We start from the raw sequence: 15731 nt of genomic DNA, 5'->3' as shown, positions 1-15731 counted from the left end.
TCATGCCTGTGAGCTCATGGCTGTGAGCTCAATAGGCCAGCTGCAGCGGCTTGCCTTCGCGCTGCGCCTGCACGTCGGCCGGGTGGAACGGCAGCGCATGCCACTGCTTGGCCGCGAACAGCGGAAGCTGGTCGTAGGCGCGGGGTGAAGCCAGGTCGCTGCTCTGGCCGTAGGTGAGCAGGCCCTGCGCAACCGGGCCGCGCTCGTCGAAGGTCACGACCTGCATGTAGCTGCTGCCGTAGTTGACGTTGTAGCCCTTCGGATCGATCAGCGACTGCCCCTGCGACTCGAGCTTGTTGAGCACGCCCTCGAACTCGTCGCCGCCGTGCAGCGCAATCTGCTGGCCGCGCACCAGGCGCGACTGCGGCACGCCCAGCGCCACGTCGGCCGCGAAGCCGGCGGTGCGCAGCGTGGCGACGGCGTCGCCCACCGCCTTGAACACCGCTTCGCGCGTGGCGGGCGTGGCCATGTCCAGGCCGGCCGGCGTGGTCACGGGCTGTGCCGGGTCGAAGGGCTGGCGCCACACCTTCGGAATGTCCTTGGCCTTGCGCCAGAACTCGCGGAACAGCGCGGCGCCCTTCGAGTCGGCGTTGCTGGTGCGGTCCCATGCGCCCAGCACGCGGCAGCCTTGCGACTGCTCCACCGTGAGCGATGCGCCCGCGCCGGCACAGGCCGCGCGCAGGTCGTCCATCACCAGCATGCCGGCCAGGTTCCTGTCGCGGAAGATCACGCTGCGCAGCTCGGCCGCGCCCATGCGGTTGCCCGGCAGGCCGTCGTTGCCGGCCAGGCGGCCTTCGATTTCCATGACGGCGCTGCGCGTGCGCAGCCGCTGCGGCACGCCGATGGGGCCGACCAGCGGAGACACGCCGGCCATCGGCGCCACGCGCGGGTTGGCGAGCCAGAAGCTGTCGTTGCTGTTCTGCACGTAGTCGGGCGTCACCAGCACCGGCATGCGCGCCGGCGCGATGATGCCGGGCGCGGCCGCCGCGGCGTCGCGGTTCCAGGCGCAGGCGCTGCGCGAACCGTCGAGCACCGGCAGGCCGGCCGCGTTGAGCAGCGCGGCGGCGGCGGGCGAGGGGGCGCAGGCGCGCAGCATGTCGGCCGACACGTCGGGCACCACCGACAGGTCGGCGTACATCGCGTTGCCGTCGCGGTCGGCCGCGATGGTGTTGATCCACGGCATGCCCTGGTTGCCCATGGCGGCGCGCAGCTCTGCCACGTTGCGTGCGCGCGCCATCTGCATCCAGCTCTCGGCGGAGCGCACGTTGAGCGTGTTGGCGTCGCGGATGGCGTAGGCCTTCTGCGCGGTCCAGCCCAGGCCGGCGCGCGGCAGCGAGATCACCGGGCCCCAGTCGGTCGCATAGAAGGTGTGCTGAACGGCGGGCCCGTTGCCATCCGTGGCGGCGGCCGGCAGCACCACGGTGCGCGCCACCATCTTCTTCGGCTGGCCGTCTACCCAGTACACGGTCGGGTCGTTGGGGTCGAGCTTGAGCTCGTACAGCGTGAAGCGCTTGCCGGTCGACACGGTGTGCGTCCAGGCCACGTCCTTGTTGAAGCCGATCGACACCACCGGGCTCAGGCCGCCGGTGGCGCCCATCACGTCGAGCTGGCCGGGAATGGTCAGGTGCATCTGCCAGAAGCGGTTGGTGCCGTTCCACGGAAAGTGCGGATTGCCCAGCAGCAGGCCGCGGCCGTCCGGCGTGGCGTTGCGCCCGAAGGCCCAGCCGTTGGAGCCCAGTTCGCCGCCCTCGGGGTTGGCGTTGAAGCTGTGGCGGCCGATTTCGGCGACGGCTTCCTTCAGGTCGACCGGCGCGGCGCCGGTCTTGGTGCCGGGCACCGGCGGCACGGCGGCCAGCACCGCGCCGGCCAGCGCGCCCAGGCCGCCCTGGATCATCGATTGCTCGGTGGCGCGCGCCAGGTCGTTGGGCGTCATCGGGCGCACCCACGGCTTGCCGCGGCAGGCGGCGGGCAGGCCCTGGCCGCCGTTCGCGCCTGCGTCCTGCAGGTAGCGGTTGTAGCCCGCCACGTAGCCGCGCAAGGCGGCCTGCACCTCGGGGCTGGTGGTGGCGCCCGCGCGGGCCAGCGCCGCGTCGTCCATGTGATAGCGGATGAACAGGTCGATCTGCGCGTTGGGCACGCGGCCCAGGCCCAGGTCGCCCGTGTTCTGCGCGCCCAGGAACTGCGAGCGCTCGCCGCGCAGCGTGAGCAGGTGCTCGGCGGTCTGGCAGACGTTGTCCTGCGCGTGCGCGTAGGCGCTGCCGTAGGCCAGGCCTTCGTAGTCGGGCGCCGTGATGTGCGCGATGCCGAAGGTGGTGCGCTCGATGGTCACGCTGCGGGCGCCGGGCGGCGGCGCGCTGGCGCAGGCGGCCAGCAGGGCGGCTGAGCCTAGGGCGAGCGCCGTCAGCGAAAAGCGCGAGAAAGGGGAGCGCGAGAGCGGGGCGGTTGTCTTCTTGGGTGTCATGGTGCGGGCGTGTTGTTCTCGAATAAGACCGGGATCCGATTAAAAGACGTGCCCGCCGCCGCGCGTTGTCACCAGCGCGCCACGCCGCGCCGCGCCATGGTCAGCCGAACTTCATGCCTTTGGGGCGCGCCTGCAGCCGGTGGATGTAGGCATCGATCTTCGGCCGGTTCGAGCGCCCGCCAAAAGCGCGGTGCCAGATGAACATCGAGCCGATCATCACGTCCGCCGCCGTGAACTGCGCGCCGAACAGGTAGGGCCCGTCGCCCAGTTCGCGCTCGACCGCGTCCTTGGCTTCCTCGAAATCGGTCCAGCCGCGCGCGCTGTTGTTGCTGCGAACCTTCAGCAGGCTGTCGCCCATCGAGGGTTCCAGCTGCGAGGTGGAATAGACCATCAGCGACAGGTAGCGGCCCCGCTCGGGCGAGCCCACGGGCGGTGCCAGCCGCTTGCCGGGAAACTTCTCGGCCACGTACATGCAGATGGCCGCGTTCTCGAACACGCGCGTGCGCCCGTCCACCAGCGCGGGCAGCTTGCCGGCGGGGTTGATCTTCAGGAACTCGGGCTTCTTGTGCGCCTTTTCCTTGAGCAGCGTGGTGACGATCTCGTAGTCGACACCGGCTTCGTCGAGCATCCACCTGGCCACCTGCGAGCGGCTGTGCGGATCGAAGTACAGCTTCATGGTCATCGGTGTGTCTCCTGGGCCTTGCCTGGTCTCGAGGGAATTCAGAACTTGGGGATGCGCAGCGTCTTGCTGATCATGAGCGTGCCCGACAGCGCGAACATCAGCGTGAGCGGGTGCAGCTGCCACGGGCCGACGACCCAGGCGCCGCCCCACAGCGCATTGCCGATGTGGCCCTGCCAGGCCGCGTACGCGAGCACGCCCACCAGCACCACGCTGGTGGGAATGGGCGTGCCCTCGAAGTACTTCACCTTGTTGGCGCCTTCGGAGAGCGCCTCGGCAGTCACGTTGTAGCGCGCGAGCCGGCTCACGCCGCAGCACACGAAATAGATCAGGAGCATGCAGTCCCAGCCGCCGTTCAGGCCGGCCGCGAAGCCCAGCGCAGCCGGGGCCACGCCGAAGGAGATGATGTCGGCCAGCGAATCGAGCTCGCGCCCGAGCGCCGACTGCGTCTGGCGCCAGCGCGCGATGCGGCCGTCGAACACGTCGAAGATGAAGGCCGCCGGCGCCAGCGCCGCCGCCCACAGGAACTGCGCGAGCGACTGGCTCGCCATGAAGGCCATTGCCAGGAACACGCCGCCCACCCCGCATGCCGCGTTGCCGAGCGTGAAGACGTCGGCAAGGTGAAACTCCCGGATCATCGAAAAATGCTTGCGGGGGGGCGTGGGAGAAGGGGTGGTCATGAAGTGGTCGGAATGTTTCGGAAACGGCGAATGGACCGCACCTTAACCGAAGCGCGGGGGGCTTTTTGTAGTCGCGATCCGACGAAAAGGCGGCGCCAGGCCGAACCGGCCGCCCCGGCTTCAAACGCCTTCGTGCGCTTCGACGATGCGCGCGAAGCGCCCGAGCAGTCCGGCCGCCGCATCGGTCGCGGCCACGCGCTCGCGCAGCGCGGCGGGGTCGGCGCCTTCGGTGCGCAGGCCGTCGGCCAGCATGTCGATGTAGCCGCGCATGGTGTCGGCGTCGAACTCGGGGTGGAACTGCACGCCCCAGGCGTTCTCGCCCACGCGAAAGGCCTGCACGGGCTCGTGGTCGTTGCCGGCCAGGCGCACCGCGCCTTCGGGCAGGCGCAAAGCGCTCTGCCAGTGCACCACGTTCGCCGCAAACTCCGCGGGCAGGCCGCGCAGCAGCGCGTCGGTGGCGGCGGCCTCGTCGAGCGTGACCGTGACGGTGCCGACTTCCGCGCCCTGCGGGTGGTTGCCCGCCTCGCCGCCCAGCGCATGCGCCAGCAGCTGGTGGCCGTAGCAGATGCCCAGCACCGGCGTGCGGCGCGCCACCAGCTGCGCGAGCCACGCGGCGGTGGTTTCGCTCCAGGGCTCGCGATGCGACACCATCGCGTGCGAGCCCGTCACCACCGCGCCCGACACCGCCTGCGCGTCGGGCAGCGTGTCGCCGCGGCGCGGGTCGATCACCAGGATCGGCAGCGCCTGCGTGTCCAGCCCGTCGGCAATCCAGTGCTCGAAGTCGCCGCGCTCTGCGCGAAGGGCTTCGAAAGTGCTTCCAACCTTGACGATGACGAGCGGATGCGGGGGCGTTTTTTCCATGCCCGCGATCATGCCGCAGCCCGAAAGCACAGGTTCAGCGGGCGGCTTCCCGGCGATGCAGCAGGTCCATGAAGGCCCGGCCCACGGGCGAGGGCGACCGGCCCGCGCGGGTGATGAGCCCGATGGGCCGCGACATGGCCGGGCGCTGCAGCGGCACCGTCACCAGGTCGTCGTTGCGCGTGAGCTGCAGCGCCAGCCGCGGCAGCGCCGTGATGCCCAGGCCCGCGGCCACCAGCGCGCCGGCCGCGGCCACGCTCGGGTACTCCAGCGCCGGCACCACCTGCAGCCCGCGCTGGAGAAAGGCCGCATCGGTGATCGGGCGGATGCTGCTGCGAAAGCCGCTGGCAATGAAGGGCCGCGTCGCGAACACCGACCACGCCACCGTCGCCCGCGCCGCCAGCGGGTCGTCACGCCGGCACAGCAGCATGAACGGGTCGTCGATCAGGTGGCGGTACAGCATCGGCTCCTGCGGGCCGGGGCGCACGCTGATGCCGAAGTCGGCCCGGCCTTCGTCCACGGCCGAGCGCACCAGCTCGGCCGGGCCTTCCATCAGCGAGAACGCCACCTGCGGGTGGCTGCGGCGGAACTCCGCGATCGCATGGGGCAGCACGGCCACGCCGATGGAGGGCAGCGCCGCAATGGTCAGGTGCCCGCTTCGGCCCTCGAGAAACTGCGACAGCTCGCTGAACGAGCTGTGAAAGTTCTCCAGGATGCGCAGCGCAATCGGCAGCAGCTCGCGCCCGGCGGGCGTGAGCTCCACGTGGCGCGTGTCGCGGTCGAACAGCCGCGCGCCGGCCAGGTCTTCGACGATGCGGATGGTGCGGCTCAGCGCGGGCTGCGACACATGCAGCGCGAGCGCGGCGGCGCGGAAGTTCGAGGTCTTCGCCACTTCGGCGAAGGCCTCCAGCTGCTGCAGCGTGATGTCGATTCGCACGGGCGCATCCCTTGTGGATTGATCCACTCAAGTTATCACAGATATAGAAATATTCGTCTTCCCAGATCAATGCGGGAAGCCCAGACTGGCGCCACCGAAACGAGACAACGGGCCTGAGACACGGGCCTGAAAGCAGGCAGCAGACATGCAGAAAATACTGGAAGGCATCCGGGTGCTCGAACTCGGACAGGTGCTGGCCGGGCCGTTCGCGGGGGCGATCCTCGCGGACCTGGGCGCCGACGTGGTCAAGCTCGAACGCACCGAAGGCGGCGACGACGCGCGCCACATGGGCCCGGCCTTCCGGCACGGCGACGCGCTCAACTTTCATGTGTTCAACCGCGGCAAGAAGTCGGTGGCCATCGACCTCAAGAGCGCCGACGGCATGGCGGTGTTCGAGCGGCTGGCGGGCGAGTCCGACATCCTCATCCACAACCTGCGCCCCGGCGTCACGCAATCGATGGGCATCGACGGCCCGGCGCTGTGCGCGCGCCACCCGCGCCTCGTCTATTGCGAGATATCCGCCTTCGGCCACGCCGGCCCGCTGGCCATGCAGCCGGGCTACGAGCCGCTGATACAGGCCTTCAGCGGGTTGTCGAGCATCAACGGCGGCCCCGAAGACCCGCCGCTGCGCACCGGCGCCTCGGTGTGCGACCAGGGCACCGGCATGTGGGCCGTGATCGGCGCGCTGGCGCTGCTGCAGCGGCGCCACGCCACCGGCAAGGGCGGCGTGGTGAGCGCCTCGCTGCTCGAAACGGCGCTGGTCTGGACCGGCCAGAAGGCCGACGCCTATGCCAACGAAGGCCGCCTGCCCGATCGCCACCGCTCGGGCCACCCGGGCTTCGTGCCCTACGAATCCTTCGACACCGCCGACGCGCCGCTGCTCGTGTGCTGCGGCAACGACCGGCTGTTCGCCAAGTTCGCCAACGAGCTCGGCCACGGCGACTGGACCGCCGACGAGCGTTTTGCCACCAACCGCCAGCGGCTGCGCCACAAGGCGGCGCTGTTCGAGCAGATCGTGCCGCTGCTGCGCGCACGCACCCGCGACGACTGGGCCGCGCGCTTCGCCGCGGCCGGCGTGCCCTGCGCGCCGGTGCACACCGTGCCCGAGGCCATCGCGCACCCGCAGGTCGAGGCGCTGGGCATGCTGCAGGCGGTGCCGGGCGAAGACTTCAGGCTGACCGCGCTGCCGCTGTCGATCGACGGTGCGCGTCCATCGCACCGCGCGGTGGCGCCGCGGCTGGGCCAGCACAACGCGGAGTTCGGCGCGCCCGCCATGCCGCCACAGAAAGACCAGGGAGCCGCGCATGTCTGACTTGCCACGCCGCGTTCACTTGCATGAGGAAGGCCCGCGCGAGGGCTTCCAGATCGAGGCCGGCCCCATTGCGTCGGCCGACAAGGTGCGCCTGATCGAGGCGCTGGCCGAGACGGGGCTCGAAGAGGTGCAATGCGTGTCCTTCGTCAACCCCGAGCGCGTGCCCGGCATGGCCGACGCCGAGCTGGTCGCCCGCTCGATCCGCAAGCGCGAAGGCGTGCGCTACTCGGGCCTGTGGCTCAACCTGCGCGGCATGCAGCGCGCCATGCGCACGCAGCTCGACATCGAAGGCACCATCGGCACCAGCGCGTCGGAGGCCTTCTCGGTGCGCAACAACGGCAAGGGCCTGGCCGCGCTGCGCGAGGCCCAGCGCGAAACGCTGGCGTTCTGCGTGGACCACGGCATTGCGGTCACGCGCGGCATCGTCACCACGGCCTTCGGTTGCAACCTCGAAGGCGCGATCGCCCCGGCCACCGTGGTCGAGCGCGTGGCGCAGATGCTCGACACCATGGCCGAGTTCGGCCTGCGCCTGCCCATCCTGCGACTGGCCGACACCGTGGGCTGGGCCCAGCCCAACGCCATTGCCGCGGTGGTCGGCGCCGTGCGCGAGCGCTGGCCCGAGCTGCGGCTGGGCCTGCACCTGCACGACACGCGCGGCACGGCCATGGCCAACGCGCTCATGGGCCTGCAGATGGGCATCGACACCTTCGACAGCGCCTGCGCCGGCTTGGGCGGCTGCCCGTTCGCGGGCCACACCGGCGCGGCCGGCAACATCTGCACCGAAGACCTGGCCTTCATGTGCGAAGAGATGGGCATCGAGACCGGCGTGGACCTCGAGGCGCTCATCGGCTGCGCGCAACTGGCCGAGGACATCGTCGGCCATCCGCTGCCGGGCAAGCTCATGCGGGCCGGCACGCTGGGCCGGTTCCGGCACTGAGCGCATCACGCCACCGCGCAAGCCGAATAAAAAAACATTCCACAGGAGACAACGACATGCAGACCTTCTTCTCCCGGCTCTGTGCCGCCTCGGCGCTCTGCGCGGCCGTGCTGGCCGCCGCCCCGGTGCACGCGCAGCCGTACCCGAGCAAGCCCATCACCATCGTCGTGCCCTTCGGCGCCGGCAGCGGCACCGACCAGCAGGCACGCAGCATGGCGCAGGCGCTGGGCGCCGAGTACAAGGTGCCCGTCATCGTGGACAACCGGGCCGGCGCCAGCGGCTTCATTGCCGCGCAGTATGTGGCCAAGGCCGCGCCCGACGGCTACACCCTGCTCATGACCACCAACACCACGCACGCGGCCAACGAGCACCTGTTCAAGAAGCTGCCCTACGACCCGGTGAAAGACTTCACCCCGGTCACGCTGCTGTCCAAGGGCCACATGCTGCTGCTGGTGAATGCCGAGTCGCCCATCAAGTCGGTGGCCGACCTGGTGGCCGCGGCGAAGAAGTCGCCCGGCAAGCTCAACTTCGGCAGCGGCAGTTCGTCGAGCCGCGTGGCCAGCGAACTGCTCAAGCAGATGGCCGGCATCGACATGGTGAACGTGCCCTACAAGAGCAACCCGCTGGCCATCACCGACCTGCTGGGCGGGCAGGTCGACTTCATGTTCGCCGACGCGCCCACCGCGCTGCCGCAGGTCAAGGGCGGCAAGCTGCGCGCGCTGGCTGTCAGCGGCAACAAGCGGCTCGCCGCCGTGCCGGCGCTGCCCACCGTGGAAGAGGCCGGCGTGAAGGGCTACGACATGTCGTACTGGACGGCCGTGTACCTGCCGCCGGGCGCGCCCGCGGCCGTGACGCACAAGCTCAACGAGATGATGATCAAGGTCTCAGCCGCGCCCGCCGTGGTCGCCTACCAGACCACCACCAGCGGCGAAGCCGTGACCAGCACGCCCGAGGGGCTTGCGCAGTTCCAGGCGGCCGAGTCGCAGAAGTGGGGGCAGGTGATTCGCGCGGCCGGCATCCAGCCGGAATGACGATGCGGTGAGTGGGGCCGGGTGCCGGGGGCTCGCAAGGCAGGCAGGGTGCGGCTACAGTTGGCGCATCTTTCGCCGCCGACCTGCAACCCGACCAGGTCCATTCACCGATGCGTTCCCTGGCACTGTTCCTGTCGATCTTCGCCGCCGCGGCGGGCGCGCACGCGGAAGTGGTGCGCTGCACCGATGCCAAGGGGGCCATCTCGTACACCAACGTCGAGTGCCCGGCGGGCAGCAAGCAGTCGCGCCAGGTGCAGATCCTGGAAGCGCCGGCGCCCGACCCCAACCGCCGGCCCGACTACGCTGCGCCATCCGCGTCACCGGCACCGCCACCCGCCCAGGTGGCCGCCAACCCGCCGTCGGGCCCCGCCATCATTCCGCGCTACCCCGCCGGTACGCAGGAGCTGCAGCAGCAGCAGCCGGCCGCCGACCCGCCCGTCGTCATCCTGAGCCCCGACCCGTACTACGACGGCGCGCGCCCCATCCGCAGGCCGCCGCCGCACCTGCGCGACCCCGGCCCACCGCCCGGCCAGCGGCCTTGCCAGAACCTGGCGGGCATCAAGCGCAGCAACTGCTGAAGGCCGGATGAGCGCGAGCGACAGCGGCGGGCCGGCAGGCTCTGCCTGGACCGTGTATTGCGACGGCAGCGCCATGCCCAACCCCGGGCGCATGGGCATCGGCGCCGTCATCACCGCGCCGGACGGCACGCGCCACACGCTCTCGCAAGCCACGCACGCCATCGGCTGCAACAACGAGGCCGAGTTGCGCGCGCTCACGCTCGCGCTGCAGGACCTGCGCGCACGCGGTGTCACCGCCGTGCGGGCCTACAGCGACAACAGCATCCTGGTGGAACAGCTCGGCGCGACCGAAACCAAACCGATCGCGCGCATGGCCGAGCTCTTCGACGATGCCCGCGCCTTGCTCGGCAGCTTCGAGCACGCGCAGGTGCAATGGATTCCGCGCCACCGCAACGGCGAGGCCGACGCGCTGGCCCGCGCCGCATTGGGCTTTGCGCCCAAGCCGCCGGCCCGTCCCGGAAAGAAGCGCCGATAGGCCCCGGCGCGGCAACAGGTGCGGGAACCCCTATCATCACGCGCCATGACAGAAGCTACTCCCCGCCCACCCCTTCCCGACCACCTTTCCATCGACGCGCGCAGCCCGCACCACGTGGCCGCCGTCTTCGAGCACGACATCGGCATCCGTTTCAACGGCAAGGACCGCCTCGACGTCGAGGAATACTGCATCAGCGAAGGCTGGGTCAAGGTGCCCGCCGGCAAGACCCTCGACCGCAAGGGCAAGCCGCTGCTGATCAAGCTCAAGGGCACCGTCGAGGCTTACTACAAGTAAGCCGGCGCGCCCGTCACAGCCGCCGTCACCGCCACTGCAGCAGCAGCGACCAGGGCTGGCGGCTCATGTGGCGGTCGATGCACCCGGCAACGCCCGGTGTGCATCCCTCGGGCAGGTAGCTCGGGTCCAGCCAGCGCGTGCCCGGCGCAAAGTCGAGCCGCCGCCGCGTGACCGACTGCAGCACATTGCCTCCCACCGCTTCGAACCCCGTGGCGTCCACCGCCACCACCACGTCGCAATGCATCGGCAGCGCCTCGCCGCCGGTGTCGCGCGTGGCCAGCACCTCGCCAATCTTGTCGAAGGTGTCCAGTTCGGCGCCCGCGCCGCGCGCCTGGCACACCAGGTCGCCCACGCGTGGCGGCGTGCGCGTCAGGTCGCAGGCGCGCATCGCATAGCGCGTGGGGCGGCCCGCCGATTCCTCTGCGCCGGCCTGCCAGGCGGCGCCCGCGTAGTCGACGTGCGCCTCCGAGAACACGAACTCGTCTTCCGCCAGCCCCGCCTGCCGCGCCAGCCAGCTGACGAAGGCGGCCGACCACGGCGTGTCGATCACCGAGGCCCGCGCCAGCGCCACCTGCACCGCGCGCAGCTCGTTCGACTCCAGCCCCTCGTCGGGCCCGACCCCCAGGCCTTGCAGCCGCCCGGCCGTTGCCTCGTTCAGTGCCTGCATCAGCAGGTGCCGGTTGGCCGGGCGCAGCGCGCCGTAGCGCACCTGCGTGGGCAGCCGCGGGTCGACCGCCTGCCAGTAGCCCAGCACCCGCTGCCAGGGCGCGAGGCTGGGCACCGTGTGGCGCGTGTCCTCGGCCTCGGCGTCGCCGGCCTGGGTCATCCGGCCTTCGGCGTCCATCGTCTGGCCGCCGAAGGCTTCGTGCTCCTGCACGGCGAAGGTGGCCATGGCGAGCGCGCGTGACGGGGAGGGGGATTGCATGGCGGTGTCCAGGCAGCCCGGCGCGGCGAAGGCCAGCGCGGGGGCGCCCGCGAGCCAAAGGGCCGCGAGCACAGTGCCCGTGCAGCGTGAAGAAGAGAAGAAAGCGTGGCGTGGCGGCATGTGCCGGCGAGCATAGCCCGGCGCCGCCGCGCTTCGTATTCACCACGGGGCGCGCCGTGCCGGCGAGAACGAAGGCAGCACCGGCGCGCGTTCCGCAATCCATCATTCATGGGAGCCGGCGGCGTCCAACGGCGCGCGCGCTTCGATCAGAATCAGGGCGATGTTTGTTCCCTCGCCCCATGTGACAGATCGAGTCCAGCGACTTGCAAGCCAGGTCGGCTGCGCTGTCGGGGACTTCGCCGAGCCGTATGGCGCCCCCAAGCCCGCGCTTCTCGGGAGTCTTTCCAGCGTCGCCATGACCTTGCGCGAGTTCGGCGCTCGCTGGGACCGCACGGACAAGGTGTACTTCTTTGCGAACTGGGCGTTGCTCGAAGCCGCACTCCAGCATCTGGTCGACAAGCGCGTCTGAGGCCGATGCTGCCTGGCCCCGGCGGGCTCAGCAAGGTTCAGCAAGGCCACTCGCATCGCGTTGCATGCTCATGGCCCGGCGCTCACAGCTTGCCCTGGGCGAGCAGCTCACGCGTGCGCTTCAGCGTCGACAGCAGGGCGCTTTTGTAGCCCTTGTCCGCACTGTCGAACTGCGCCTGCTCGGCCTGTTCCTCGGGGCCGCCAGGTTCCTTGCCGCGCAGGCCGATGTAGCAATAGAACCGAAGCTGCAGCTCGCCGGCCGCATCCTCGAACAGCTCGTTGACGATCGCGCCTTCGCGCGGACCGGTCGCCTGGAAGAAGGTGACCTTGCGCTGAGGCTCGAGCGTGATGATTTCGCGCAGCTCGGCGCCGGCAATCGTGGCCTCGCGCACGAAGTGGGTGGCGCTTTCCTCCACGACGTCGCAGCGCGTGCACAGGCCGGGCGGCAGGAAGAGCCGCGCATCGCGCGCTTTCAACTCGAGGCCCTTCCAGGCCTGTTCGCGGGTCAGCGGGGTCTCTCCGTCCGGGTTCACGGCAACGGTGGCGGTTGAATGGATCATGGTGAAATTCTCTGGTTGGTGTTGATCGGAACGGCCGCTCAGGCCGAGGCGGAAAGCTCGGAAGCGAAGTCGCGGTACGAGCGCAGCGGGCGCCCCAGCAGCTTCGTCAGGCGCTCCACGTCACCGGCCTCCGGCGTCATTCCGTCCGACAGGAAGCGTTCGGTCATGAGGCGCATGTCGTAGGCCATCCAGCTCGGCATGAAGTTCAGCAGGTTCTTCTCGAAGCCCGCGGTGTCGTCGCCGCCGTAGACGACGGGGCGGCCCAGCACGGCCGACCAGGTCTCGGCCATGCCGGTGCCCGTCAGCGTGTCGGGACCGACCAGGTTGATGCGCTTGAGCGGGAGCGGCCCGGACGCGTCGCGGCTCAGCAGTTCGACGGCGGCGATCTCCGCGATGTCTCGCGTGTCGATCATGGCGAGCCCCTTGCTGCCGATCGGCATCGGGTAGACGCCATGCCCGAGCACCACATCCTTGATCGTGAGGTCGTTCTGCATGAAGTAGGCCGGCCGCAGGATGGTGGCCCCGAAGCCCATCTGCTCGAGCATCCGCTCCACCCCGAACTTGCCCGCGAAGTGGGGAACGTTCAGGTACTTGTCGCTGTGAATCACCGACAGGTAGACGACGCGCTCGATCCCCGCATCGCGCGCCAGGTTGAGCGTGACAAGGGCCTGGGTGAACTCGTCCGGGACGACCCCGTTGAGCAGGAACAGCGTGGAAACCCCCGCCAAGGCGCGGCGCAGCGCCGCCACGTCCAGCAGGTCGCCCTGCACGACTTCGACGCCATCAGGGAAGGTGGCTTTGGACGGATCGCGCACGAGTGCGCGCACTGTGGCACCGCGGTCGACGAGTTGCTGGACGACCTGGCGGCCCACGTTGCCGCTGGCGCCGGTGATGAGGATGGTCATGGAATTGCTCCGGTTCGTTGAAGGAGCCTCGATCTTCAAAGTTCCACCGACGGACCGATAGCCCCTATATTTGGACACCTCGTCTCACTGTTGGAACGTATGGACCTCCTTGCCCTCACCGACTTCAACCTTGTGGCGCGTCACGGCGGCTTCGGGCGCGCTGCCCGCGAGTCCGGGCGGCCCAAGGCGACCCTGTCGCGCCGGGTCGCCGACCTGGAAAGCGGGCTCAACCTGCGCCTGTTCGAGCGGGGCGCACGCACCCTGAAGCTCACCGAGGAAGGCCGCGCGCTCTACGAGAGAACCTCGGGGCTGCTGACGGAACTCGACGAAACCGCGGCCGCCATCGCGTCCGGCGCTGAGGCGCCGCGCGGCAGGTTGAAGGTGAGTGCGCCGCTGCTCTTCTCGCAGGCCGCCATGGGCAAGCTGGCCGCTCGGTTCGCTCTGAAGTACCCAGACGTCCGGCTCGAGGTCACGACGGAGGACCGCGCAGTCGACATGGTGGAAGAGGGTTATGACGTGGTGATCCGCGTGAACCCGGACCCTGATGCGCGCCTGGTGGGGCGGATCTTCCTGAGGGATCGGCTCGTCGTGGTCGCGAGCCCGACGCTCGCGCTGCCGGCAGGCACCGCGCCTGCGCCTGCCGTGGTGCGTGAAAGCGGCGCAGCGGACCCGAATTCGACATGGGAGATGACCGGTCCGTCCGGCACGAAGCGCATCGCCGTGGAGCCTGTGCTGCGCCTGTCCTCCTTGTTCATGGTGCGTGACGCGGTCAGGGCGGGCGTCGGGGCCGCGCGCCTGCCCTTGTCGCTGGTCACGCAGGACTTGCGTGCGGGGAGACTGGCGCACTGGGGCGATGTCGAAGGGCCCGAGATCGCGCTCTGGGCGCTGTATCCGTCTCGCAGGTTGCTGAGCAGCCGCGTTTCAGCGTTCCTGGACTTCCTGAAAGAGGCATTTCCCGTCGGATCGCCCGATGAGCTGGCGTCCTTCATCGATTGAAAGTCGCGGGCAGCTACAGTTTTCCCGCACGAACCGTCATTCACCGCGCGCGGCCCACCCGCGCAGCCCCAGGCATGCAAAAGAAACTCATCAAACTCGCGGAAGAATCCGCCGACAAGGGCCGTTGGGCCCTGGCCGCCGCGGCCACACGCGCTTCGGTCAGCGACACGGTCGACGACCACATCAACGTGCTCGGCGCCATGCACGAAGCCGGGCTGCTGAAAAACAGCCTGGCCCCGTTCGCCAAGGTCTGGCGCGCCGACGCATCGGCTTTTGCCGCTGCCTGCGCGACGCGCCTCGACAAGGGCGATGCGGACTACTGGGCGCTTGCAGCCCTGCTCGGCATGGGCGTTGCCGACGTTGCGCCGGTGTTCATCGGGATGGGCTTCGAGCTGCTGGCCATCGCGCGCATCCCGGCATTCAAGGACCCGGAGCTGCACGTCGCAACGCTCGCTCGCTGCCAGGCGGCCAGCCCCGAAGTGCTGACGGCACCCGTCGACTTGGGCTGGAACGCCAAGACGGGCGAGCTGCTGGACGTGAGCCGCTGGCGAGCCATCGTCCTGGAGGAACACACGGGGGCGCCGCCGCAATTGAGCGGCAGCGGCTTCGGCAGTTACTACATGCGTGCCAAGCTGCCGTTCGGTTGCTGGCGTTTGCTTCACGACAAGTTCTCGCTCGATGCGAACGCGGCAGTGCTGCCCGAGGCAACGCTTTGGAAAGAAGAAGGGCGATAGGCCGTGGCGCGTGTCGCCGAGTGACGGTCGTCGCATGAGGGCCGGCTCGGGTTGCCGCTGACAAGACGGTGCGGTAGCCTCCCGGCTCCAACAGTCCACAGGAGTCTTCCGATGTCCCGTCGCTTCGTTCTCTACACCGGCGCCGCCGTCGCAGCTGCCGCCCTGATCGTCGGTTGCGGTGCCATGGGCTCGTCGGGCGGCAACCCCATGAGCTTCTTCATCACCAGCGCCAACCCCGGCAAGGGCGGTGACCTTGGTGGCGTGGCTGGCGCCGACCGCTTCTGCCAGTCGCTGGCGACCAGCGCCGGGGCGGGAAACAAGACCTGGCACGCCTACTTGAGCACCGCTGCCATGAACGGGCAGCCGGCCGCCAACGCGCGCGACCGCATCGGCACCGGGCCGTGGACCAACGCCAAGGGCGTCGTCGTCGCGACCAGCGTGGCCGACCTGCACAGCGCCAACGCCAAGGTCGGCAAGGACACCTCGCTGAACGAGAAGGGCGAGGTTGTCTCCGGCTTCGGCGATGCGGTCAACCGCCACGACATCCTCACCGGCTCGCGCCCCGACGGCACCGTGGCCGTGCCCGATCCCGGCAAGGACACCACCTGCGGCAACTGGACCAGGAGCGACGGCGGCTCCGCCATCGTGGGTCACCACGACCACAAGGGCACCAACCCCGACCCGGTGGCCAACGCGTCGTGGAACTCCTCGCACGGCACGCGCGGCTGCAGCGTCGACCAGCTCAAGATGAGCGGCAGCGCGGGCCTGATGTACTGCTTCGCGGTGAACTGACCTGGACAGAAGGGCGGGCTTCGGCCTGGGCATCGTTGCCCAGTTCGCG

General features: G+C 69.8%; 18 protein-coding genes. 10 read left to right on the top strand and 8 right to left on the bottom strand.

What is annotated here, in order from left to right:
- Positions 1–28: 28 nt before the first annotated feature.
- The 5 genes from BM004_RS33390 to BM004_RS33370 form a co-directional block, all read right to left on the bottom strand.
- Positions 29–2461, bottom strand: coding sequence for a penicillin acylase family protein (locus tag BM004_RS33390; RefSeq protein WP_093219933.1), 2433 nt, complete (start codon positions 2459–2461; stop codon positions 29–31).
- Positions 2462–2561: 100 nt separating this feature from the next.
- Complete coding sequence (locus BM004_RS33385; protein ID WP_093219929.1) at positions 2562–3143, bottom strand: glutathione S-transferase family protein; 582 nt, start codon at positions 3141–3143, stop codon at positions 2562–2564.
- 38 nt (positions 3144–3181) lie between these two features.
- Positions 3182–3820 (bottom strand): CDP-alcohol phosphatidyltransferase family protein, encoded by a 639-nt coding sequence (locus BM004_RS33380; RefSeq protein WP_093219925.1) that lies wholly within the window; start codon positions 3818–3820, stop codon positions 3182–3184.
- Between the two features lie 120 nt (positions 3821–3940).
- Entirely contained in the window at positions 3941–4681 is a 741-nt protein-coding gene (locus BM004_RS33375) for a glutamine amidotransferase (RefSeq protein WP_093220051.1), read from the bottom strand.
- A 34-nt stretch (positions 4682–4715) separates the two neighbouring features.
- Complete coding sequence (locus BM004_RS33370; RefSeq protein ID WP_177206693.1) at positions 4716–5615, bottom strand: LysR family transcriptional regulator; 900 nt, start codon at positions 5613–5615, stop codon at positions 4716–4718.
- Positions 5616–5760: 145 nt separating this feature from the next.
- Here BM004_RS33370 and BM004_RS33365 point away from each other — a divergent pair, with 145 nt between their 5' ends.
- The 6 genes from BM004_RS33365 (at position 5761) to BM004_RS33340 (ending at position 10242) form a co-directional block, all read left to right on the top strand.
- Positions 5761–6927, top strand: coding sequence for a CaiB/BaiF CoA transferase family protein (locus BM004_RS33365; RefSeq protein ID WP_093219922.1), 1167 nt, complete (start codon positions 5761–5763; stop codon positions 6925–6927).
- Positions 6920–7864, top strand: a complete 945-nt coding sequence (locus tag BM004_RS33360; protein ID WP_093219919.1) for a hydroxymethylglutaryl-CoA lyase — start codon at positions 6920–6922, stop codon at positions 7862–7864. Before BM004_RS33365 ends, BM004_RS33360 begins: the two co-directional genes overlap by 8 nt.
- A 56-nt stretch (positions 7865–7920) precedes the next feature.
- Positions 7921–8895 carry a Bug family tripartite tricarboxylate transporter substrate binding protein gene (locus BM004_RS33355; protein ID WP_093219917.1) on the top strand — a complete coding sequence of 325 codons (975 nt, stop codon included), beginning with the start codon at positions 7921–7923 and terminating at the stop codon, positions 8893–8895.
- A 110-nt stretch (positions 8896–9005) separates the two neighbouring features.
- On the top strand, positions 9006–9473 hold the full coding sequence (locus BM004_RS33350) for a hypothetical protein (protein ID WP_093134424.1): 468 nt from the start codon (positions 9006–9008) through the stop codon (positions 9471–9473).
- Positions 9474–9480: 7 nt separating this feature from the next.
- Entirely contained in the window at positions 9481–9948 is a 468-nt protein-coding gene (locus BM004_RS33345) for a ribonuclease HI family protein (RefSeq protein WP_093219914.1), read from the top strand.
- A 45-nt stretch (positions 9949–9993) separates the two neighbouring features.
- The gene (locus tag BM004_RS33340; protein WP_093134429.1) at positions 9994–10242 is read left to right on the top strand and encodes a DUF3297 family protein; all 249 of its coding nucleotides are present in this window, start codon (positions 9994–9996) and stop codon (positions 10240–10242) included.
- A 25-nt stretch (positions 10243–10267) separates the two neighbouring features.
- Here BM004_RS33340 and BM004_RS33335 read toward each other — a convergent pair whose 3' ends face one another.
- Positions 10268–11167: a DUF2272 domain-containing protein gene (locus tag BM004_RS33335; RefSeq protein WP_256220167.1), complete on the bottom strand. Its 900-nt coding sequence runs from the start codon at positions 11165–11167 to the stop codon at positions 10268–10270.
- 280 nt (positions 11168–11447) lie between these two features.
- Here BM004_RS33335 and BM004_RS40985 point away from each other — a divergent pair, with 280 nt between their 5' ends.
- Positions 11448–11696, top strand: coding sequence for a hypothetical protein (locus BM004_RS40985; protein WP_093334571.1), 249 nt, complete (start codon positions 11448–11450; stop codon positions 11694–11696).
- Between the two features lie 82 nt (positions 11697–11778).
- Here the strand turns inward: BM004_RS40985 and BM004_RS33330 are convergent, their stop codons facing one another.
- Both BM004_RS33330 and BM004_RS33325 read right to left on the bottom strand, forming a co-directional pair.
- Complete coding sequence (locus BM004_RS33330; RefSeq protein ID WP_093219910.1) at positions 11779–12255, bottom strand: SRPBCC family protein; 477 nt, start codon at positions 12253–12255, stop codon at positions 11779–11781.
- Positions 12256–12293: 38 nt separating this feature from the next.
- On the bottom strand, positions 12294–13160 hold the full coding sequence (locus BM004_RS33325) for an SDR family oxidoreductase (protein WP_093219907.1): 867 nt from the start codon (positions 13158–13160) through the stop codon (positions 12294–12296).
- A 99-nt stretch (positions 13161–13259) separates the two neighbouring features.
- Here BM004_RS33325 and BM004_RS33320 point away from each other — a divergent pair, with 99 nt between their 5' ends.
- The 3 genes from BM004_RS33320 to BM004_RS33310 all read left to right on the top strand — a co-directional run bounded on the left by BM004_RS33320 (position 13260) and on the right by BM004_RS33310 (position 15682).
- The gene (locus tag BM004_RS33320) at positions 13260–14156 is read left to right on the top strand and encodes a LysR family transcriptional regulator (RefSeq protein WP_093219905.1); all 897 of its coding nucleotides are present in this window, start codon (positions 13260–13262) and stop codon (positions 14154–14156) included.
- Between the two features lie 74 nt (positions 14157–14230).
- The gene (locus BM004_RS33315; protein WP_093219902.1) at positions 14231–14890 is read left to right on the top strand and encodes a hypothetical protein; all 660 of its coding nucleotides are present in this window, start codon (positions 14231–14233) and stop codon (positions 14888–14890) included.
- Between the two features lie 111 nt (positions 14891–15001).
- Positions 15002–15682: a hypothetical protein gene (locus BM004_RS33310; RefSeq protein ID WP_093219900.1), complete on the top strand. Its 681-nt coding sequence runs from the start codon at positions 15002–15004 to the stop codon at positions 15680–15682.
- The last annotated feature ends 49 nt before the right edge of the window (positions 15683–15731 follow it).

Origin of the sequence: Variovorax sp. OK212, assembly GCF_900112425.1 — a bacterium.
GTDB lineage: Bacteria > Pseudomonadota > Gammaproteobacteria > Burkholderiales > Burkholderiaceae_C > Variovorax.
This window is presented reverse-complemented; position numbering and strand designations above follow the sequence as displayed.